At 34.0% G+C, this 20,170-nt stretch carries 22 protein-coding genes; 7 read left to right on the top strand and 15 right to left on the bottom strand.

What is annotated here, in order from left to right:
• Nucleotide 1 precedes the first annotated feature (1 nt).
• The 9 genes from ILA26_RS02575 to ILA26_RS02535 form a co-directional block, all read right to left on the bottom strand.
• Complete coding sequence (locus ILA26_RS02575) at nt 2-763, bottom strand: GTP cyclohydrolase III (RefSeq protein ID WP_292893767.1); 762 nt, start codon at nt 761-763, stop codon at nt 2-4.
• Between the two features lie 19 nt (nt 764-782).
• Nucleotides 783-1,688 (bottom strand): 2-phospho-L-lactate transferase, encoded by a 906-nt coding sequence (gene cofD / locus ILA26_RS02570; RefSeq protein WP_292893765.1) that lies wholly within the window; start codon nt 1,686-1,688, stop codon nt 783-785.
• A gap of 8 nt (nt 1,689-1,696) precedes the next feature.
• Nucleotides 1,697-2,470, bottom strand: a complete 774-nt coding sequence (locus ILA26_RS02565) for a coenzyme F420-0:L-glutamate ligase (protein WP_292893764.1) — start codon at nt 2,468-2,470, stop codon at nt 1,697-1,699.
• Between the two features lie 29 nt (nt 2,471-2,499).
• On the bottom strand, nt 2,500-3,126 hold the full coding sequence (locus ILA26_RS02560; protein ID WP_292893762.1) for an IMP cyclohydrolase: 627 nt from the start codon (nt 3,124-3,126) through the stop codon (nt 2,500-2,502).
• A 15-nt stretch (nt 3,127-3,141) separates the two neighbouring features.
• Nucleotides 3,142-3,555 (bottom strand): biopolymer transporter ExbD, encoded by a 414-nt coding sequence (locus tag ILA26_RS02555; protein WP_292893760.1) that lies wholly within the window; start codon nt 3,553-3,555, stop codon nt 3,142-3,144.
• An 8-nt stretch (nt 3,556-3,563) separates the two neighbouring features.
• Nucleotides 3,564-4,403, bottom strand: a complete 840-nt coding sequence (locus ILA26_RS02550; RefSeq protein WP_292893758.1) for a MotA/TolQ/ExbB proton channel family protein — start codon at nt 4,401-4,403, stop codon at nt 3,564-3,566.
• A 93-nt stretch (nt 4,404-4,496) separates the two neighbouring features.
• Complete coding sequence (gene rnhB, locus ILA26_RS02545; protein WP_292893756.1) at nt 4,497-5,111, bottom strand: ribonuclease HII; 615 nt, start codon at nt 5,109-5,111, stop codon at nt 4,497-4,499.
• A 47-nt stretch (nt 5,112-5,158) separates the two neighbouring features.
• Nucleotides 5,159-6,232 (bottom strand): rod shape-determining protein, encoded by a 1,074-nt coding sequence (locus ILA26_RS02540; RefSeq protein ID WP_292893754.1) that lies wholly within the window; start codon nt 6,230-6,232, stop codon nt 5,159-5,161.
• Between the two features lie 2 nt (nt 6,233-6,234).
• Complete coding sequence (locus tag ILA26_RS02535) at nt 6,235-6,873, bottom strand: hypothetical protein (RefSeq protein WP_292893752.1); 639 nt, start codon at nt 6,871-6,873, stop codon at nt 6,235-6,237.
• A 425-nt stretch (nt 6,874-7,298) separates the two neighbouring features.
• On the opposite strand from ILA26_RS02535, the gene ILA26_RS02530 reads away from it, so the two are divergent.
• Genes ILA26_RS02530 through ILA26_RS02515 form a run of 4 tightly spaced genes read left to right on the top strand, consistent with a single transcriptional unit; the run spans nt 7,299 to nt 10,360 of the window.
• Nucleotides 7,299-7,994 (top strand): archaetidylserine synthase, encoded by a 696-nt coding sequence (locus ILA26_RS02530; RefSeq protein ID WP_292893750.1) that lies wholly within the window; start codon nt 7,299-7,301, stop codon nt 7,992-7,994.
• A 60-nt stretch (nt 7,995-8,054) separates the two neighbouring features.
• Nucleotides 8,055-9,233, top strand: coding sequence for a DUF515 domain-containing protein (locus ILA26_RS02525; RefSeq protein WP_292893748.1), 1,179 nt, complete (start codon nt 8,055-8,057; stop codon nt 9,231-9,233).
• Nucleotides 9,234-9,269: 36 nt separating this feature from the next.
• On the top strand, nt 9,270-9,989 hold the full coding sequence (locus tag ILA26_RS02520) for a sortase (RefSeq protein ID WP_292893746.1): 720 nt from the start codon (nt 9,270-9,272) through the stop codon (nt 9,987-9,989).
• A complete protein-coding gene (locus ILA26_RS02515; protein ID WP_292893744.1) occupies nt 9,989-10,360 on the top strand; it encodes a dihydroneopterin aldolase family protein in 372 nt (123 codons plus the stop codon). Before ILA26_RS02520 ends, ILA26_RS02515 begins: the two co-directional genes overlap by 1 nt.
• 3 nt (nt 10,361-10,363) lie before the next feature.
• Here ILA26_RS02515 and mfnA read toward each other — a convergent pair whose 3' ends face one another.
• The 3 genes from mfnA to rplJ form a co-directional block, all read right to left on the bottom strand.
• Entirely contained in the window at nt 10,364-11,521 is a 1,158-nt protein-coding gene (gene mfnA / locus ILA26_RS02510) for a tyrosine decarboxylase MfnA (RefSeq protein WP_292893742.1), read from the bottom strand.
• 58 nt (nt 11,522-11,579) lie between these two features.
• Nucleotides 11,580-13,859, bottom strand: coding sequence for a phosphoenolpyruvate synthase (gene ppsA / locus ILA26_RS02505; protein WP_292893740.1), 2,280 nt, complete (start codon nt 13,857-13,859; stop codon nt 11,580-11,582).
• 169 nt (nt 13,860-14,028) lie between these two features.
• A complete protein-coding gene (rplJ, locus tag ILA26_RS02500; RefSeq protein ID WP_292893738.1) occupies nt 14,029-14,511 on the bottom strand; it encodes a 50S ribosomal protein L16 in 483 nt (160 codons plus the stop codon).
• Nucleotides 14,512-14,713: 202 nt separating this feature from the next.
• Here rplJ and ILA26_RS02495 point away from each other — a divergent pair, with 202 nt between their 5' ends.
• Nucleotides 14,714-14,941: a KEOPS complex subunit Pcc1 gene (locus ILA26_RS02495; protein ID WP_292893736.1), complete on the top strand. Its 228-nt coding sequence runs from the start codon at nt 14,714-14,716 to the stop codon at nt 14,939-14,941.
• A 76-nt stretch (nt 14,942-15,017) separates the two neighbouring features.
• Nucleotides 15,018-16,037: an ATPase gene (locus ILA26_RS02490; RefSeq protein ID WP_292893734.1), complete on the top strand. Its 1,020-nt coding sequence runs from the start codon at nt 15,018-15,020 to the stop codon at nt 16,035-16,037.
• On the opposite strand, the gene ILA26_RS02485 is transcribed toward ILA26_RS02490, so the two are convergent.
• The gene (locus ILA26_RS02485) at nt 16,022-17,107 is read right to left on the bottom strand and encodes a nucleotidyltransferase family protein (protein ID WP_292893732.1); all 1,086 of its coding nucleotides are present in this window, start codon (nt 17,105-17,107) and stop codon (nt 16,022-16,024) included. The genes ILA26_RS02490 and ILA26_RS02485 overlap by 16 nt on opposite strands.
• 91 nt (nt 17,108-17,198) lie before the next feature.
• Here ILA26_RS02485 and ILA26_RS02480 point away from each other — a divergent pair, with 91 nt between their 5' ends.
• The gene (locus ILA26_RS02480; RefSeq protein WP_292893731.1) at nt 17,199-18,455 is read left to right on the top strand and encodes a dihydroorotase family protein; all 1,257 of its coding nucleotides are present in this window, start codon (nt 17,199-17,201) and stop codon (nt 18,453-18,455) included.
• Between the two features lie 48 nt (nt 18,456-18,503).
• Here ILA26_RS02480 and ILA26_RS02475 read toward each other — a convergent pair whose 3' ends face one another.
• Both ILA26_RS02475 and ILA26_RS02470 read right to left on the bottom strand, forming a co-directional pair.
• Nucleotides 18,504-19,739 (bottom strand): 4Fe-4S binding protein, encoded by a 1,236-nt coding sequence (locus ILA26_RS02475; protein WP_292893730.1) that lies wholly within the window; start codon nt 19,737-19,739, stop codon nt 18,504-18,506.
• Between the two features lie 19 nt (nt 19,740-19,758).
• On the bottom strand, nt 19,759-20,170 hold a 412-nt coding region (locus ILA26_RS02470; RefSeq protein ID WP_292893728.1), incomplete at its 5' end, for a nickel-dependent hydrogenase large subunit.

Below are 20,170 nucleotides of genomic sequence, written 5' to 3'. Positions count from 1 at the left end.
CTCAGTACTCTTTTTCGACAACCCAAGTCCACATTTCATTATTATGTGCACGGATTTCTTCAAGACCAATATCAGCCATGTATGCTGCATCTTCAGCGTTTTTACCTCTTCCAATACCTGCTTTAAGTTTGATACCAATTTCTTCATCAATTTCGACCATGATATCTTCGATATCTTGTTCGCTTAATCCATTACATGGAGACATGAAGTTGTCTCCTCCAATGAAGAATAACAATGCTCCTCTTTTGATTAATTTGGTCATCAAATAGTGTTGAGCTTTGTTAACCATGAAACTTGTATCAAAAGCAGATTCAATATCGGTTAAGGTTTCAGTTACACTGTTGATGTCAATGTGAGCTGCTTGAACATAACTGTCTTCTTCTGAAACTAAACTGTCAATAGCCAAAATTTCTTTCCTTTCACCTGATTGAGCACTTCCTGCTTTTTGAAGAGCAATAGTTGCTAATTTTTGAGCTTCGTGAGGAGTTTCAGCAGCACCAACACCCATACTTACAGTGATTGGGTATCTGTTTCTGATTGATCTTTGAATTCTTAAGTGGTCTTCCTCATCAAGACCGTTTGAAATCGCAAGTAAATTATCAAATCTTGTAAAGAAAACTAATCCTTTTTTATTACCGAAATGATTATTTAAGTCAGCAAATAAATTTGCTTGAAGCATTTGTAAGTCAGATTCAGTTCTAGGCCTTGGAGTAACTGTCCAAGGACCGTAATTGTCAATTTGTATTAATGTCATTTGTATCATACGATATCCGCCTCTTTCACTAAGGAATACTCTCTATAATTTTTTGTGCCAAATTTTTCTTAGCATCTAAACTATTCATTATTGTATTTGTAACTGTTACCTTATTAACTATTTGATTTAATTGTGATTTTAGATTAGAATCTTTATCGTCAACAACAATATTATCTAAAAAATCAGAGTATAATGATGCAACACCAACTGAAGAAACATCTATGTTCAAAGCCTTCATGAATTTGCTTGCAGGACCTGAAACAGCATCAGAGCCTATAATTGGAGATACTGCCACAACATATGTGTCTTTTAGAACATCACGAACACCTTCCAAAGACAATATTGGTGAAATTGAAGTGACAGGATTTGAAGGTCCAATAACTACCGCATCGGAATTTTTTATTGCATCAACAACACCTGGAGAAGGAGTTACATTTGAAAACTTAACATCCAAAACCTCCGGTTGAGACTGGTGCTTGATTAAGAAGTCATGAAATTCCAATTCTCCAATGTCTGAAATGATTTTTATGTCAGACTGCTCTTCGCTCATGGGGATGATTCTTGATTTGATTCCCATATTTTTAGCTTGAATCTCACAGGCTTTTGCAAGTCCAACTTTTTCCATAAGTTGAGTCTTCTGTATTTTGGTGGCTCTGTCAATGTCACCAATGCGCAACAGTTCGGGACAGCCAATTTCTTCAAGACGCTCATGAGTAATGAAAGTATCGTCCTTAACACCATACCACAGCTCATCGTTAATCATGTCAGACATGGTATACAATACTGTATCAATGTCTGCTGAGACATAAACCCCTGAAAAATAATCGTTTTCCAAAGTATTGACAATGATTGTCAACTCTTCCGGGTCGACTATTTCCTTTATTCCTTGCAATAATTTTGGAGTTCCTGTTCCTCCAGATAAAACAGTAATCATAATATCACTTATTTTCTAAATACATCAAACTCTTTTGGCATTAAAACAGATTTAATGGATGAGTTTTCATTTCTCAATAAGTCAAAACTGTCAAAACCACGGATGATAACTGCAGGCAATCCTTCATCAGCCTGACCCATTATAAGAGATGCAGCTGCGGACAATTCGTCACAGGTTGCAATTTCAGTGGTTTCCAATTCCCTTCCATATAAATCCTTTTCACCGACTCTCTTCCAGATAGGTGAAATTCCAGAGCATCCGATTGCAGTTCCGATAGCTCCAAACCTAAACGCCCTTCCCTGAGTGTCAGTGATAATAACCGCAATCTCTTCACCGAATTCCTGTTCTAAAAATTTACGAATCTCAGCTGCAGATTCATCAGCGTTTTTAGGCATTGGAGTGGCTAAACCGTCACCAACATTAGACTCGTCAATACCTGCATTAGCACAGACGAAACCATGTTTTGTTTCAGTTATGATAAAATTAGGACCTACACGAACCACTTCATTTGATTCATCCAAAATCGCTTGGACAATCTTCGGATCCTTGCCTGATTGATTTGCCAATTCAATAGCATCATCAGATGGGTTTAATTCATCTAATTTAATGAAATTTTCCTCTGCTTTTGAAATTAAGGTTTCAGCAATTAAAATAATGTCCCCATGATTCAAATTGCAACCTTGTTTTTCAATAGCCTCCTTAATAATCTGTGAAATATCACTATCCCCATCAATAATGGGAATGTTTTCTAAGCCAAATAATTCAATACTCATAATAATCATCTGAAAATAATTAAAAAAAAAGAAAAAAGTTATGGATTATAGACATCAATAGTCCATTCACCATCAAAAACAGCAGCACAAGAAGTTACTGGTTTTTCATAGTTTGCAAAAACACCCTCATCGAAAATATATTTTGCAGCTTCTTCAGATGTCTTAGCTTCAAACTCAACTTTATCAGGCACTTGACTGCCGTATGTTGAAATGAATACTGCTTCGCCAAACGGAACTTGCTCGACCAATATTTTTTTGTCGTTTACAATTCCGACATAACAGTCATATTCACCTTCTTCTGCACTTGCTGTAACAACCGCTGCGATTCTTGGAGTGTTATAATCATCTTTCTCATAATCCATGGTGAGTAAAGAATATGCAAGCGCATCCTTAATATTCATCCCTACAGCCAATTTATCAGCTATAACATCAGTTTGAGATCCATTTGATACAACAGCCAAATCACCAACAATGCAAATACTGTTGTATGCTATATATGGACTTTTATAAATATCATTTTCAAAACCTTCCTTTGGAACAATAGCTGCCGCATCATCAGATTTTAAACATCTCCTATTTGGAAATGACCTGCTTGACACCCTATAAGCCACAAAAGGTTTACCATCACAATTCATCCCAGTTGATAAAATTCTTCCAGTATACATTTTAACTCCTCAAATTTAAAGTTCAGGACGTTGGACAGCCTTATCTGCAGAAATTCCTGGAGGGCATTTAATTACAATTTCACCAGGTTTGATAGTAACTTGTCCTTCATCAATAACTCTTGCTTGAACACCAACGGCGCTTCCGGCTATCGCATCCGAGCGGTCTTGACCGTCTACAGTAACTTTATGCAAGTTAGCGACAGGCATGACATAATATTCCTGATCACCAGAAACATCGGTAACATTTGGTTTTCCACTGCCTTGGTCAATGTCCTTAGCAGCATCATCAGCTTGAACATCAGTAGCTGAAAAATTACTAGTGACAACTAAGAAAATCATTATTGTGAAAAGAATGTCAATGAACGGAACTAAATTGATATTTGGCTTTTGATCCAATTTCTTTTTATGTTTTCTAACATCAATTGCCATTCTTTCACCTATTGTCTTAGTTTACTTTCAGTAATTTCAGCATTAACATTACATTTCTCTAAAATAATATTCGCAATACTTTTATCTAACATACTTGGTTTAAAAGACACTTTTATATTGGCATAAGGGTCAGAAATCAATCTAGTGTTTACAACACCTTCAGCTTCTTGTAAAGCTTCAAGTGCACATTCAACATTAGAATCAACTCTAACTTTAACTACAGCGTAACCCCAGTTAGTCATTTTGGTAGCAAGTTCAATTTTATCCATTTCAGCTTCGATAAGCCCTTGGATATAAGTGTACAATGGCAATAGAACAATAGCCACTAAAAGACCCATAATAGTGGTGGTTAAAGCAACATAAATACCTTCTGCCATAGCTGCAGAGTCTGGATGAACCCCTAAAGATTTGAAAGTCATCCAAATACCAATAACGGTACCGATTAAACCTAAAAATGGAGCAAGTTCAATAATAGTTTTTATGGTGTTTAAACCTTTAGTCATTTTAGCAACTTCAACAATGAAAATTTGCTCCATACTTTCTTCAACCTCGGTTTTATTTTTATAACCGATTTTTAAGGTTTCTGAAATAATTCTAGAAATAGGATTTTTAAAACCATTAATCTGTTTTAAAGCTTCAACGGCACCGCCTCTTTCCATAGAAGCAGTTACAACCCCAAATATTTCGGTTGTATCAACTTTACTAATTTTTCTAAGATATGCTATTTTTCTTAATGCAATAATAAGACCATAAATACCTACAAAAAGAATTATATAAGTTATAATCCCTCCTTGAGTAAAAATATCCATCATTCCATCAATAAATGGCATAATATACTCAACAATCATTTTCATCCTCTTAAAGTATTATCTTTGAAAATCGTTTATAAGAATATTATATTAATTCATATACTTAAAATTATTTAAAAAAAAAGATGAAAATCATTTCATTTTAGCAACGGTATTCCATGACCTTCTAACAAAATCAGGCATTTCATCATATGTATAATTTGTTAAAAATTTTTTAGTGGTCGGGTCAGACGGATAACCTGAACCTATTCCACCTTGTTTAATGAATTCCTTATTAATTTCAGCTATCTGATCATCCCTTTCCGCTTTTGCAATAATTGATGCCGCACTTACCTGTATATAATTGTCATCGGCCTTGTGTTCCGCAGTAATGTCAAATCCAGTGTCTTTACGTAAATTTTCCTGGAACCTTTCAGCTTTCACATCAACAGCATCGACAATGGCCTTTTCAGGTTTTAATCTTAAAATAAGTTCTTCCATTGCATTTTTCTCAATTTCATTGAGATTAATTCCTTCTGCCCTCATTTCATCAATTTCACGAGCAGAAATGACAATGATGTCATATTCAAACATTTTCTTTAATTTACGAGATAAAATAGTACGTCTATGAGGAGCCAAACGTTTGGAATCTTTAACGCCCATCCTTTCAAGGACTTTTTCCATTTTTTCAGGAACAATCACTCCTGCAATGACTAACGGGCCTAAAACAGATCCTCTGCCAGCCTCATCAATACCTAAAATATCCATAAAAATCAACAAAAAAATAATAAAAAAAGAAGTGAAATAAAATAAATTTATTTCATAGCCCTAAGACGGACTTCAGGTTCTAAAGCTAATGGTTCTGCAGCAACGATTGCAGTACCTTTTGCTACAACAGTCATTGGATCTTCTGAAATTTCTACAGGGATAGCAATTTCATCAAAGATTCTTTCTTTTAATCCACGGAGTCTTGAACTTCCACCAACTGCAACTGAGTTGTTGTAAACTCCCATCATCAATTCTGGAGATAATCTTTCTAAGATTACATTTAATCCATCGACTATTTGTTGCATGTATGGTTCTACTGCATCTGCAACGAGCATTGAATCAATCACTACTTTTTTAGGCCTGTTGGTTTCTAATGATTTACCGATAACTTCAACACTTAAGTTTTCAAGTTGTTCGGAACAGTGCACCATACCAACTTCCATTTTAGCGGATTCTGCATCATGAATACCAATAGCTACATCGTATTTTTCTGCAACAATTTCAACAATTTTATTGTCAATGTCGTCTCCACCACATCTAACTGTTTCAATATCGTTGATACCACCGAGAGAAATAATCACAATATCGGTTGAACCTGCACCAATATCAATAACCATAGTACCATTTGGTTCTGCAATTGGCAATCCTGCACCAATAGCAGCAGCTAATCCTTCACTGATTACTAAAATATTTTGTGCACCGGCTTTTCTACCGATTTCTTCAGCAGCATTCTTTTCCACTTCAGATGCATCCCCCGGAATACCAATGACAATTCTTCCTACGGTTTCACCTTCATTAATACCAATTTGCATTGCTTTAATGAGTAATGCTTGTGCTTGCACAACATTTTCAATAACTCCTTTTTTCAAAGGTCTTACTGCGAGAATATCTTCAGGAGTTCTTCCAAGCATTTTTTTAGCTTCTTCACCAACTGCTAAAACTTCAGCAGGGTCATCTTTTTTAACTGCTACTACAGATGGAATTTGATATAAGTCAAATTTATCTCCGGAAGGTTTTGCAATAACAGTATTTAAAGTTCCTAAATCAATTCCTAAACTATTACTGATAACTTTAGTGTTTTCAGCTTCTGGTACTTCTTCTTCATTTCCAAAAATATTCATGATTAATCCTCCGTTACAATGTCTCTAAAATCAATAACGAAAATTTTATTAGATGTAGCTATACTCTGAACTTTTCCAACATCACCATCTTTTTCAACAGAAATTAAAATTGTTGATAAAACAACTTCATTAGCATTGTAAAATGGTTTTAAAGCAGATTTAACAAAATTAGGCAATTTTACATCATTATTTAAATCAATATCAATGAAACCAGTGGTCTGAGATTCTTTAATAATTGCAAAAGGCAATTTAGATTTTTCGATAGTGGAAACGGTGTTCCTGATCACATCATCTGGTGCGACCAATACCATCAAATTAGGCTCTTTTGCCAAGTATTCCCTTGCAATTTGTATAAATGCACCACCAAGCTTTAGAGTAGTATTTCTAAAATCATTAAGAATCAAAGGATTCCCATAAAGCATGATAAAATCAAATTTTTTATCCAATTTGCCTTCTTTAAGAATCACATGTTCCCTGAACAAGATTTTAACATTATGATTTGATGCAATGGCCTTATATGCCATATTATCAACCAAATCAACATTTCCTGCAATAACACACCATTCTTTTTGAATTGGCTGATTGTTTCCTGATGAAACTCTTGCAGCTTGTCTTAGGACACGTATATTATCTTCTATCATTTAACTACTCACAATTCATTAATATAAACTATTCAAATAAATCAACTACTAAAATTTCATGAAAATATTAATCCAATATGGAAATAAAGCCCAAAGAGACCAATAAATTCAGAAATTTGCCTTATTTATTAAAGTCTAACAATTAATATTTATTAAAAATATTATTATATATATTTTATCTTTTAATGGATTTTTTTAAAAAATATTGTTGAAAATATAATTATTAAATTAATAAAGCAAAAATTACATGATAAAAACAAAAATTACTTTAATAAATAAGTAGATAATAAAATATATAATGATTTTTAGGAATTAGATAAAAATAACAAATTTGTATAATTAAATACATGAATAAATGAAAATGAGCTAAGAACTAAGATAAAATTAATAAAAGATGAAAATAAAATTATTACTGGAGTTAAAATATGAGTAATATGAACACCAAGATGGAAAGTTTCATTGCAATATCAGACATAATATCCCTTTTGAATATGTCTTCTGGATTTTTGGCAATCATAAGTTCAGTGAACAATAATTTTGAACTAGCCGCAATCCTCATGATTATTGCAATCATATTCGACTCATGTGATGGTTGGGTAGCAAGAAAAACAAATAGGCAAGATGATTTGGGATTTGGAAAAAATATAGATTCCTTATCAGATATTGTTTCATTTGGAGTTGCGCCAGCTACATTCCTGTACAGCTGCATTAACACCACCCCCGGAATCTTTCAAATAGCAGTAATATTAATCAGTTTATTAATTGTTATCTGTGGCGTTTTAAGATTGACAAGATACAATGTGATTGCTGGAAAAATCGACACCACCGATTTTATCGGATTTCCAATACCAGGAATATCCTTCATTTTAGCAACATTATACCTTAGTGGATTATTTAACCCATATCTTGCAATAATATTAAGCGTTATCGTATCACTATTGATGGTTTCAAATATCAGATACCCTAAGTTCGACAACATTCCACTGATTGCAATATCTGCAATTTTAATTGTTCTGTTGATATTACCGATAAATATAGTTTTATTTGGAATCAATATCCCTGCATTACTACTATTATTATTCTGTCTATACTACCTGATAATTAATTTAATTAAAATATAAGGCACCATACTCCTCCTAATTAAATTAACCATCATTAACACCAAATTAGGAGTAATAAAAATGAATAATAAAAAACCAAGAGATCCATTGTACCCCAGAGGTTTTGAAGAAACAAGGGAATTGAGAAAGCAAATTTCTGAAGAATTTCCAAAACCTAATAAAAAAGAAGGACTTGAAGATGAACTGTCTCCATTGAAAAAGTTGAATCATAAGATTGGAGTTTATCTGTCTCCAAAAACAACTGAAATAAGTGATGATGAGAAAAAAAGAAAAATTGGAGTGATAATAACTACTTTAATAGTACTGACATTAATTGTCTCAGCATATTATTTTATAATTTATGAACCTTCACAGGAGCAATTGTCAATTGCAAAAACAACAAAACTGAATGAACTTCACGACTTATATTCCGGAGCGCTTGCAACATCCCCCAACGAGATGTTACTAGAAAATAAAATAAATGATGCTGGAAGCCGTGAAGAAATTGAAAGCATAAACATAATAACACCAGCAACAAAAGACTGGAAATCGTTCCATAAAAAGTCAATAAATACAAATCAAGACAAATACAACAGAACAATGGCAGTTTATGAAAATGAAAGTAAAAATACAATAATTTCAGCCTCAGAAGCTATGAAAATCATCAATGAAAATGATGCTACAGTTCTTTCAAAAATTAAATTTGAAGAACCAAATACCGTTTCAGTACCCATTCTCGTTTCAAGACTGCAGGCAGGAGCGGGCCTTGTCAAGGTCGGAAGTGTGGTGGACATCTATTCCAACTTCAATTCGACAGAAGACAATTACACTTCAAACATCACAGAACCCGAAATTAGCGGCTGCACTGTTCTGTCAATCATGAGATATGAGGAAAACGGCGAAATAGATTCTGAGTACTCAAAAACAAAAATGAATGTTAAAGGAAACAATACAAATCCTCATGAAAATACACAGGGATTCTCTTCTGACGTTTTGGAAATGATTAAAGGAGCAATTGTTAAAGGTTATGATGAAAACAAAACATTTGAGATGCTGAAAAGCTATGGCGTGAAACTATCCAATTATGAACGTCAAATTAATTTAGGAGATCTGGACGCGCAATATATGCTTTTAATTGAAGTGCCTCAAGAAAAGGTCAATTATATCTTAAATAATATGGACAATATCGTCTTGACAATCCCAACTTCCGAAGCCCCAGATTGGATGATAAAGGAAATCAGTTCAACTTACCAGAATTAAAAAAAGTATTATAATAGATTTTACAAAACAATTATTATGAAAAAACCAAGTATTTCAACAATAATTGTTATTATTTGTTTATTAATAATTGGATTGTATGCAATGGGGGAAGTGAATTATTTTTCATCAAAAATAGTGAGTGAAAAGAATATCGAATCACCCAAAATAATTATCCCATCAATAGGGGTTGAAGAGAAAATCAACAACGAATCTCTAAATCAAGGTGTTTTAAGTGACCCTGGAAAGAATATCCCTACACATGACCCAATCATATTATACGGTCATAGAACACTGCAAGGATCACCTTTCTTAAGATTAAATGAGCTTTCTGTTGGAGATACGTTCCTTATAGAATGGCCAGGAGTTGGAGAATTGAATTACAGTGTTGTGAACACAACAATTGTTCCTGCAACATATGAATTAAATGCACAAGGGGCGAACACAACATATCTGATAACTTGCGATCCTATAGGGTCTACTGAAAATAGACTGATTATCCAAGGGGAAGTTAATGATTTGAATCCTGTTGATGAAAAAATTATTAAAAACAATCCACAAGAATCAAATGCACTAATCATATCCGCAATATTCTTAGTGATTGGACTGATATTCAGCTTTTTCTATCCGGAAGAGAATAGAATATACATACTAGCCACAGTATTAATAATTTCAGCAGTGCTGTTCTACTGTTGCATAAATCCAATCCCTTCAGAGCTGATTTATGATAAAATAATATTTTTAAACGGAGGATTATAATGGACGTTGATAAAGAATATTTCTCTAATATAACCACTAGAGAAAGAGCAATATTTGAGGGAGCCATCAGTATGGGAGCATTATTCCACCAATTTGTAGGAACTCCCGTTAATAAAAACACTAAAGAAAGCTTGGAAACAAGCATGGAAGAATCTTTAAAATTACAACCCGCAATTGAAGACGTAGAAGTTGAAATAAGATTTGACAAACTCGAAGAATCAATGACCGAATTCGACTACACATCATTGACAGGAGATATGCTAGACGTTAAAATCCATACAAAAGTGGAAAATGTCAAAGCAATAATAAGAATTGAGTTTATTGAAGAGTTGAACTATCCTTTAATGTATGTTGAAAAAATAGAAGATTAGAAGTTAATACAATTCTTTTAAATCTTCTAACAATTCTTTTAAATGAGTAATCTTAATATGATTCATTAAAACTATTCTGATTGCGACTGGACATTTTGCAACTGAAACCTTCCAGTCCAAATCTTCTAATTTTTGAGCCAATTCATGAGCATCCATATCAGGATGATTGAATGCAACAATATTTAACTCAGGTTCGCAAACAAGATCGTAACCTATTCCTTTTAAGTTTTCAGCCAAAAATCGAGTATTGTCCATTAACTCTTGAGCTTTTTTAGAATAACCATCTTTTCCAAAATATTTCATAATTGCATAAGTCGCTGCTGAAGAAGCTCCTAAACGAGTCCCAACAATTGTTGACTGAGTTTTAACAGTTAAATACGGTGAATCAACTGCCATCACATCCAAGTACTCTTCTTTTCTAAAGATAATTCCGCCAGCAGGGATTGGAGCCAAACCCATCTTGTGAGGGTCAACAGTTATGGAGCAAACGCCTCTTAAAGAAAAGTCAAATACTGGCATGCCATAACCCGCATCCCTTAAGAAAGGAATTGAAAATCCACCAAATGCAGCATCAACATGGAAATAGATATTATTTTCAAAAGCAATTTCTGAAATTTCCTCAATCGGGTCGATTAAACCCAATTCAGTAGTTCCCGCAATGGCCACAATAGCTACAGTCTTGTCAGATATAGCTTCTTTTACGGAATCAACATCAATTTTATAATCATCATCCAATTTAGCCTCGACAATCTTCAAGTTCAACATGTCTGCAGCTTTCTTAAAGGAAAAATGTGCAGAATCCGGAATTATGATTTCACCATCTACAATTCCCTTATATTTTCGAGCATGATTTCTTGCAGCACGAATTGCCATTATATTTGCTTCTGTGCCACCAGTCACAATATTTCCATAAGCTTTATCCAAAGACAATAATTTTCCAATAGATTCAATGACCTTATTTTCAATCAATTTGGTTCCTTTAAAAAGACCCGGATCTCCCAAGTTAGTGTCTAAAAACTTGCAATAAACTTCTTTTGCAAAAGGATGTGCCTGAGTACACATTGAGCCTAAAATCCTACCGTCTGCATAATCATAATCCAAACTATGAAGTTCATCCAATTCTTTTAGAATATCCTGTTTGTCTATTGGTTTATCGTCCATAAAATAACCTAGTTAATTAAAATTAATATAAAAAAAATAAAAAAAGAGAATAAAAAATTTATTCTAAACGTTTACGAGCGGCGTCAAGAATAATTTTTTGTTCTGCACGAGCAACAGTTTTTCTCACATCAGCAATAGCGTCGGTATTTGAAGATACACTGGTAATTCCAAATGCAACGAGTTTTTCAACAATGTGAGGTACACTACCTGCTTGACCACAAATACTACAGGTTACACCTGCTTCAGCACATTTTCTGATTGTTCTTTCAATCAATTTCATTACTGCAGGGTGTTCTTCTGAGTAGTGTTTTGCTACAAATTCATTGTTTCTGTCAACTGCAAGAGTGTATTGAGTTAAATCATTGGTTCCTAAACTTACAAAGTCTATACCTTCTTTAATGTACTCATCAATCAGGATTGCAGCTGCAGGAATTTCAACCATCATTCCAAAGTCAACATCTTTGTGAGGTTCAAATCCTATTGAAGAACAGATTGCTTTAGCTTGTCTGAGTTCTGCAGGATTTTGTGATAATGGAATCATGATTCCAATGTTTGTGTATCCTTTTTCGTGTAATTTTTTAATAGCTTTAAATTCACATTTGAGGATTTCAGGTTGATCGAGCTCTCTTCTGATACCTCTCCAACCGAGCATTGGGTTGTGTTCTCTAGGCTCGTTTTCTCCACCTTCTAATGCGATGAACTCATCGGTTGGTGCGTCTAAAGTTCTGTACCATACTGGTTTTGGATAGAATGCATCTGCCACAATTTGAACTTTTTCTGCAATTGTGTCGATTAATTTATCTTCTTCACCGTCAGCGATGAATTTACCTGGGTGGATACCAGATGTTAACATTAAGTGTTCGGTTCTTAAAAGACCTACACCATCTGCACCGGTTGCTGCTGCCTTTTCTGCAGCTTCAGGCATACTTACGTTAGCTTTAACTTCAGTTACAGTTATAATAGGAGCTGCTTCTACAGCACCTGCTTGAACAGTTGCAGCTTCTTCTTTGGTTTCGGAAATACCTTCAAATACTAATCCTTTTTTACCGTCTAATGTTACACCGTCATTTTCTTTTAATGTGGATGTAGCATCTCCAGTTCCTACAACACAAGGAATTCCGAGTTCACGTGAAATGATAGATGCGTGACAAGTTACTCCACCTTCATCAGTTACGATACCGCTTGCTCTTTTCATAGCAGGCACCATATCAGGAGTGGTCATTGTTGTAACCATAATGTCTCCTTCTTTGATTTTGTCTAACTCGTCAATATCTAAAATGATTTTTACTTTACCTGATGCCATTCCAGGACTTGCTCCAAGACCTCTTACTAAAACATCACCTAAGTCAGAGGATTCGGATTCTCCTTCTTCAACAGCATCTCCTAAAGTAGTGATAGGTCTAGCTTGTAATAAGAATAACATGTCTTTTTCAAATGCCCATTCAGTATCCATTGGTTCACCATAGTGAGCTTGGACTCTTTTACCCATTTCTGTTAATTCAATGAGCTCTTCATCAGACAATACTCTTTCTTTTCTCATTTCTTCAGGAACTTCAACTTTTACACTTGTACCGTTTTCATCATTAGTGTACATTACTTTTTTATCACTAATGGTCACGTTGATGATTTCATTGTCCTTTTTATCAACTTGATAGTTATCAGGAGTTACATCACCTGATACAACTGCTTCACCAAGTCCCCATGATCCTTCAATCAAAGCGATTTCCTCACCGGTTGAAGGGTTTACGGTAAACATTACACCTGCTTTGTCAGCAATTGCCATTTTTTGAACAACAACAGCAATGTATACTTTTGAATGTTCGAAGTTGTTTTCTTCCCTGTAGAAGATTGCTCTTGCTTCAAATAATGAAGCCCAACATCTTCTGATGAATTCAATTACTTCGTCATCACCGGACACGTGCAAGAAAGTGTCTTGTTGACCTGCAAATGAAGCTTCAGGTAAGTCTTCTGCGGTTGCAGATGATCTGATTGCAACATCAGTGTCATCTTCACCTACTCTTTGACAAAGTTCATTGTAATATTCACGGATGAAAATAACTAAATCTTCTGGAATAGGAGCTTCATTAATGATTTTTTTAATTTCTTCAGCAGCAGCTTGAAGTTCTTTTGTATCATTAATGTCAATTTTTTCAAGAATGCTCATGACTTTATCGTTGATTCCTGCCTCATCCATGAAATATTCATAAGCTTGAGCAGTTACTACAAAACCTGGTGGCACTGGAATACCCGCTTGAGTTAATTCACCCAAATTAGCACCTTTTCCACCAGCAATTCCGATATCGGATTTACTTAATTCCTCAAATTTTTTAACATACATGAGATATGACCTCTTGGATTAAAAATTATTATTACATTGACAATAGCCAATATTATATTTTAATATATTTTTTAATGTTTAAATATTTAATGAAAAAAAGTATTTGAAAAAAAGTACAATAAAAATAAGAAATTAAAAAAAAGAGTAGAAAAAGATTAATTAAATAAATCTATTTAATTAAATCTGCGCCTTTGTCGACAACAATTTTACAAGGAACTGGTAATTTCATACCTGCTCTTTTGAGTGCGACTTTAGCTTCTTCAAAGTTTTTAGCGTTACAGTCAATGGTAATTATTCTTTGACCTTTTTTAACGATAGCTTCAACAGAAATAGGTTTACCGAAAGCGTTTCTCATACCACTTTGTACCCTATCCGCACCTGCACCGGTTGCCATCGGGTTTTCTCTTACGATTTGGTGTGGGTAAACTCTTAATTTTAAGTGGTAACCCATTCTTCCTGCAGCCCTTTGCATTAATCTGTTAGAAGCAATCCTTGCAGCTTCTAAAGAATTGTGTCTGATTTGAGCTGGTTTTTTTACAGCTAAACTTACTTGTACTGGGAATTCATCTTTTAAGTTTCCCATGTCGTATTGTACGATTCTTGAATTTGGGGTTTTTCTAATATAATCTCTTCTTGTATAAGCACGAACCATTATTATTCCTCCGAAATAAACATAATTTGTTTTTAATTAAAGATAGCTAAAAATAGTAAATTTCCAACAATAGCTATATAATAAATTATATCGTAATATAATAGAATACTTAAATATATTATTTTAGTTATTAATAAAGGTTACCATATTTTCAACATTTTTGACCAAATTATTTTATTATAATAAGAACATAATATACTTTATGAAAATTAATGGGGAGATCATTTTTACATATAAAAGTGAAAGTAATGCCAGGGTGGTATTTGATTCACTGGAAGTTGATAATGAAAATTATCTTAAATCCAGTTTAAATGGGAATTCAATTGAATATCAAATCAATAATGACAAACTGGGCAGTTTTCTTGCAACAGTTGATGATTTAATTGCTTCTGAAATTGTTGTAGAAAATATAATAAATAAAACAAAATAATGAAAAGTTTTATATAAATAAAAAAAACATATATACATTCAATATTTATTATTAATTCGTTATGAGAGTGTAATTTATGGAATGTTATTATCATCCTGAAAGAGAAAGTACAGATACCTGTGCAATATGTGGAAAATCAATTTGTAAAGAATGCGGTTTAGAAATTGCTGGTAAAACCTACTGTAAGGAGTGTTTAGAAAAAATTGTAGGTCTTGGAATTGAAAATAAAGCTCCTGCAGAACCTCAACAAGCAGTTCCTGAACAACCAGCTAGAACAGAACCTGTAAGACTTAATAAAAAACCTGTTGATGAAAGTATTTATCAACCACAAGAAGAAGTGAGACCTACTCACGAAATCAAACAAATTAGAGATGATTCTCCATATAATATAAAAGACAATATTAGTTATTCTGGAGGTCCTGAATCATCTTATTTAAGTGAGAATGAAGTTGCACCACAAGTGCAAGAAATCCAACCACAAATCACTCAAAACGAATATGAACCTCAACCGGAAATTATGCAACAACCTGTTGATAATTCCCAAGAGTTTATTTATCCTGATCACTCTTACGAACCACAACCAACTAGTGCTAGAGTTGAATTAGAAGATAAATACGAAAAGTATTTAGATGATTTATACTTTGATGAAGCTGAAGTTCCATTAGGAGAACAATTAGCTAAAGATGAAGAGGAATATGGATCTTTAACTAGACGCCCATATCAACCTAGAAGAGAAGAACCAGTACTCGAACAAAAACCTTCCAGACCTGAAACCCCTGAAGAAATGGAAGCTAGAATCAGAGCTGAAATTTTAGCAGAAAGCGAAGGTAAAGGTAAAAGAAGAGGAATTAGAGGCAAAAAAGAAAAAGAAGGAAATATCCATAACTTAAATTATCAAGATGAAAAAGAATCAATGGATGCTGTTGACATTCTTTTAACAATCGTGTTAATCATTGTTATTTTAGTAGTTATCTATTACTTAATCTACATATTTGTGTTACAAGCAACATATCCAACATTTACTGATGCGATATTTGCACTTCAAAATCCACAAAATGTGATTAATGGTATTTTAACTCCTCAACCACAAATCTGAATATTTTCAGTATTTATTTTTTCTTTAAATTTTTTTAAACTATTTTTATTTTTATAACCCAAAACTCTGATATTTGACGGATATCTGTCAATATATTCAGAGATTACTTTTTTTGGAATTGGATTTTCCAGAATGCTTAACACCCTTTGGTTAAAATGAGATGAAAATCCATGCAATATTGACTTTTGCAAGTCTTCCAAATTGTCATAAGGCCTATTGTTTATAATATTCCTTGCTAATTTTTTATTAAATAGATTGAGAGATGACAAATCCTCAAATGAGAAATTGTTTGCGGTATCCAGTATTGATTCCTCATCACGAATGCCATAGATTATTGAATCGTTCGCTATTTCCCTTTTTAAAACTTCAATTGTTTTTTCAGGCATCATGTCCTTGACCATGTCAAAATTGTCCTTTTGGATACTTTCTCGGATTAAAGTTCCACTAACACCCTCGATTCTTTCAACAAATAGGAATTTATTCGAATAATCAAATCCTATCTTGCTTAATGAATTTGAAAAAGATGTGATGACATAATTGTCCTCTTCAAGTTTTCCCTTTAAGAGAGTTTCATGAGTGGTCTTGTCAACAATCTTATAAGGTTTTGACGCTATGTGATGTCCCATGTTAATCCTTTTTAATATTTCATCCATCCCCTCAACAGGTTTGTAACCACGAGGGATGTAGTCTGTATTTAATGCCTGAAACATTTTACATAAGCATAAGGAATATTGGCCAGACCCCATTATTCCCATAGGAGGACCCTCAACCACGATGTCCGCTCCAACAGAAATTGCAATTTCAGCCCGGATTTCCCTTGGCAGTATATACGGTATGCCTCTGCCGCTTCTTTCAAAAAGTCCAGGCACAATAGCTACAAATAATGAGTCAGGAAACATGTCTTTAGCAGTCTTCATGCAATGAAAATGACCATTATGTAATGGATTGTATTCAGTGAAATCAGAGACCAAAGTTATGTCAGATACCCCCTGAGAAAAATTTGCATCAGTATCATGATCATTATAAAATAATTTCATATCTCTTTTAAGAATTTTAGAAACTTGGGACATAATAAAAAATTTGTTTTTAAATTAAAAAAAAGTTATGATTTAAAAATATGGAATAACAAATATTCAAACAAGAACTTTAAGGAGAATAATCATGGATTTAGTTTTGAAAAATTGTAAGATGGTTGATAACGCTGGCGAATATTACATAAAAATTATTGACGGTAAGATTGCCGACATTTCAAAAACACCTTTAGACGCATCACAGACAATCGACATAAAAGACAATTATGTGCTTCCAGGTTTTATCGACCCTCATATACATTTTAGAGATCCGGGATTAACTCAAAAAGAAGATTTCAAAACAGGAAGCATGGCCGCTGCAAATGGCGGTTTCACAACAGTAATCGATATGCCGAACACCTTGCCTAAAACAAATACCTACAAGGCACTCAAAGAAAAAATCAAAATAGCCACAGAAAAGTCTGTTGTCAACTTTGAACTTCAGGCAGGAACCAACACCCTTGAAGAAATGGAAAAGATGATGGAACTTGACCCTATTTCATTTAAAATTTTCATGGATTTGGAAAGTGACGAGAATCTTGAAAAAATATTCCACGATTTATCTCTCTTAAAAGAAAAAACAAACTATAATGGACTTGTAGCAACACATTGTGAGAAAAAATCCATTGTTGAAAGAGAAACAGAAAAATTAAAAGAAAAGGAAGAAAACAAAGCTATAGACTATACCTATGGACGTCCTGCAGAATCTGAAGACGAATCGGTAAGACAAGCAATTGAACTTGCAAGGGAAAATAATTTAAGATTGCATATCTGCCATTTAAGTTCAAGCAAATCATTAAGTTTAGCAAAAAGTGCAAGTAAAAGCATGCCTGTAAGCTGGGAATTTACACCTCATCATTTATTGCTAGACAATTCTGCATACAATGTATATGACACATTCATAAAAACAAATCCTCCATTAAGAGAAAATGGAAAGTCAGTGACAGTCAGCGATTTGGATGAAAGTTCAATAATTGGAACAGACCATGCACCACATACGCTAGAAGATAAAACAAAAGGAGTTTGGAGTTCATCACCGGGAATACCAAACCTAGAAACAGTAGTTCCACTTATGTTAACTGAAGTAAACAAAGGAAACCTAGACTTTAAGTTAATCCCTAAGATATTCAGCCAGAATGCCGCAAAAGTTTATGGTCTCACCAGCAAAGGCGAAATAAAAATAGGCAATGATGCTGATTTTACAGTAATTGATTTAAAACAAGAAGGAAAATTCAATATTGAAACATTCAAAACAAAAGCAGAATACTCCCCATTTGACGGTTGGGAATACAAAGGAATTCCAATAATGACAATAGTCAATGGAAAAGTAGTAATGAATAAAATATAACTAATTTTTTTAAAAAAAAAGAAATGATAAATAGGTGTGTGTTTCCACCTATTTATAACATAAAGCGTTTTCCGGACAAGCTTCCATACATTGACCACATAAGGTACAGAACCCTGCAATTGGTAATTTAGGATTGTCTGATTTGTGGAGCATATCATATGGACATGCTTCGATACAGTCACCGCATGCATCACATTTAGATGGGTTGAACTCGATTCTGTCTCTAGTGACAGGTTCACCGTCGATTTCTATTTCAATAGTACCAACGGATAAAGCGTCATTAGAACATACAGAAGCACAAGCTCCACATCTGATACAGCTAGTGAATGATGGTTCTGCATCAGTCTCTTCTAAAGCAGGGCATAACATACCAGTTTTGGTAACTACACGGATTGCTTCAGTAGGACATTTGTTAGCACATGCACCAATGAATTCACATTTTTCAGAATCCCAACCAATACCTTCAGCGTCAACAGGAGCTCCTTCACCCCATTCAACATCAATTTCTAATGCGTCAACAGGACAAAGTTTTACACATAAACCACATGCAGCACAAACGCTAGGAATTGCAACAGTTAAGCTTGCGTTGTTAGCAGCAATGAAATCACCAGGACATGCTTCTACACAAGTATTACATCCAATACATTTAGCTGAATCGAAGGTAAATGAATTGATTTCTTTAGTACGTTTGACAGGTATTTTTTCTGAAATGTAAATAGCATTCCAAGGACAGGTTTGTGAACATAAACCACATCTAATACAGTCATCGTTTACGGTAATAGGACTTCCTACTTCTTCAAGAGTGATTGCGTTTACAGGACATGGTTCTACACAAGTTCCACAACCGACACAATCTTGGATGTATACAGGACCTTTACCTTTGAGATCAATTTCAACTTCTTTAGGTTCGCATACACCAGGAATTCCGATTACATCTACTGGGCAAATGTCAACACATTTTTGACACATTACACAGAAACCTTCAACTTCTTTTAATTTAGCACCAGTGACTTCAATAGTTTCTTGTGGGCAAACTTCAGCACATTTACCACAGGAGTCACATAAGATGGAGTTGAATACTAATCTTGCTTGTTCAATACCTTCAGCAATTTCGTACATTTCAACTTTTAATGCTCCGTTAGGACATGCATCTGCACATTTAGGTTCTCCACCACAAGTGTCACAGTGTATAATTGAGCTAGGTGTTACTTCAATAGCTGATGTAGGACAAGTACCTTCACAAGCACCACATTTTATACAGCCATCTTCGTTAAATACAATCATTTATAAAACCCCCTTAAATTTAGAATTTTTTAATGAGGTTTCCTTCACTGTCTACGATATCTACTTCAGCTAATCTCATTTGACTATCCATTGTGTGGGTAGCACAAGATAAACATGGGTCGTAAGCTCTGATAACCATTTCCATTAAGTTGAAAATGCTGTCGTCTACTTCTACACCAGGTTTGATGTAATCTTTAGCTACTTGGTGAATACCCATTTCCATAGCTGGGTTGTTTTGGATAGTAGCTACTACAATGTTAGCTTTAGTGGTTAATCCATTATCATCAGATCCGTAATGGTGGATTAAAGTACCACGAGGAGCTTCAACAATACCTACACCTTTACCTTCAGTTCTTTCTAATTCATCTGGGAATTTTTGACCGGATAAATCTTCCTCTAATGCTGCAGCAGCACATTCAGCGGATGCTAAT

Source organism: Methanobrevibacter sp. (assembly GCF_017940815.1).
Taxonomy (GTDB): domain Archaea; phylum Methanobacteriota; class Methanobacteria; order Methanobacteriales; family Methanobacteriaceae; genus Methanocatella.
Note: the sequence above shows the minus strand (reverse complement) of the source record. Positions and strands in the feature narration are given on the sequence as shown.

Bases quoted from the DNA above. Each gene is read 5' to 3' on its own strand.
- ILA26_RS02485 (WP_292893732.1), bottom strand. From the start codon at position 17,107: ATGTCCCAAGTTTCTAAAATTCTTAAAAGAGATATGAAATTATTTTAT.
- mfnA (WP_292893742.1), bottom strand. From the start codon at position 11,521: ATGGACGATAAACCAATAGACAAACAGGATATTCTAAAAGAATTGGAT.
- ILA26_RS02525 (WP_292893748.1), top strand. From the start codon at position 8,055: ATGAATAATAAAAAACCAAGAGATCCATTGTACCCCAGAGGTTTTGAA.
- ILA26_RS02480 (WP_292893731.1), top strand. From the start codon at position 17,199: ATGGATTTAGTTTTGAAAAATTGTAAGATGGTTGATAACGCTGGCGAA.
- ILA26_RS02550 (WP_292893758.1), bottom strand. From the start codon at position 4,403: ATGATTGTTGAGTATATTATGCCATTTATTGATGGAATGATGGATATT.
- cofD (WP_292893765.1), bottom strand. From the start codon at position 1,688: ATGATTACTGTTTTATCTGGAGGAACAGGAACTCCAAAATTATTGCAA.
- ILA26_RS02475 (WP_292893730.1), bottom strand. From the start codon at position 19,739: ATGATTGTATTTAACGAAGATGGCTGTATAAAATGTGGTGCTTGTGAA.
- ILA26_RS02540 (WP_292893754.1), bottom strand. From the start codon at position 6,232: ATGAATATTTTTGGAAATGAAGAAGAAGTACCAGAAGCTGAAAACACT.
- ILA26_RS02515 (WP_292893744.1), top strand. From the start codon at position 9,989: ATGGACGTTGATAAAGAATATTTCTCTAATATAACCACTAGAGAAAGA.
- rplJ (WP_292893738.1), bottom strand. From the start codon at position 14,511: ATGGTTCGTGCTTATACAAGAAGAGATTATATTAGAAAAACCCCAAAT.
- rnhB (WP_292893756.1), bottom strand. From the start codon at position 5,111: ATGGATATTTTAGGTATTGATGAGGCTGGCAGAGGATCTGTTTTAGGC.
- ILA26_RS02575 (WP_292893767.1), bottom strand. From the start codon at position 763: ATGATACAAATGACATTAATACAAATTGACAATTACGGTCCTTGGACA.
- ILA26_RS02555 (WP_292893760.1), bottom strand. From the start codon at position 3,555: ATGGCAATTGATGTTAGAAAACATAAAAAGAAATTGGATCAAAAGCCA.
- ILA26_RS02535 (WP_292893752.1), bottom strand. From the start codon at position 6,873: ATGATAGAAGATAATATACGTGTCCTAAGACAAGCTGCAAGAGTTTCA.
- ILA26_RS02490 (WP_292893734.1), top strand. From the start codon at position 15,018: ATGGAATGTTATTATCATCCTGAAAGAGAAAGTACAGATACCTGTGCA.
- ILA26_RS02495 (WP_292893736.1), top strand. From the start codon at position 14,714: ATGAAAATTAATGGGGAGATCATTTTTACATATAAAAGTGAAAGTAAT.
- ILA26_RS02530 (WP_292893750.1), top strand. From the start codon at position 7,299: ATGAGTAATATGAACACCAAGATGGAAAGTTTCATTGCAATATCAGAC.
- ppsA (WP_292893740.1), bottom strand. From the start codon at position 13,859: ATGTATGTTAAAAAATTTGAGGAATTAAGTAAATCCGATATCGGAATT.
- ILA26_RS02560 (WP_292893762.1), bottom strand. From the start codon at position 3,126: ATGTATACTGGAAGAATTTTATCAACTGGGATGAATTGTGATGGTAAA.
- ILA26_RS02565 (WP_292893764.1), bottom strand. From the start codon at position 2,470: ATGATTATTATGAGTATTGAATTATTTGGCTTAGAAAACATTCCCATT.
- ILA26_RS02520 (WP_292893746.1), top strand. From the start codon at position 9,270: ATGAAAAAACCAAGTATTTCAACAATAATTGTTATTATTTGTTTATTA.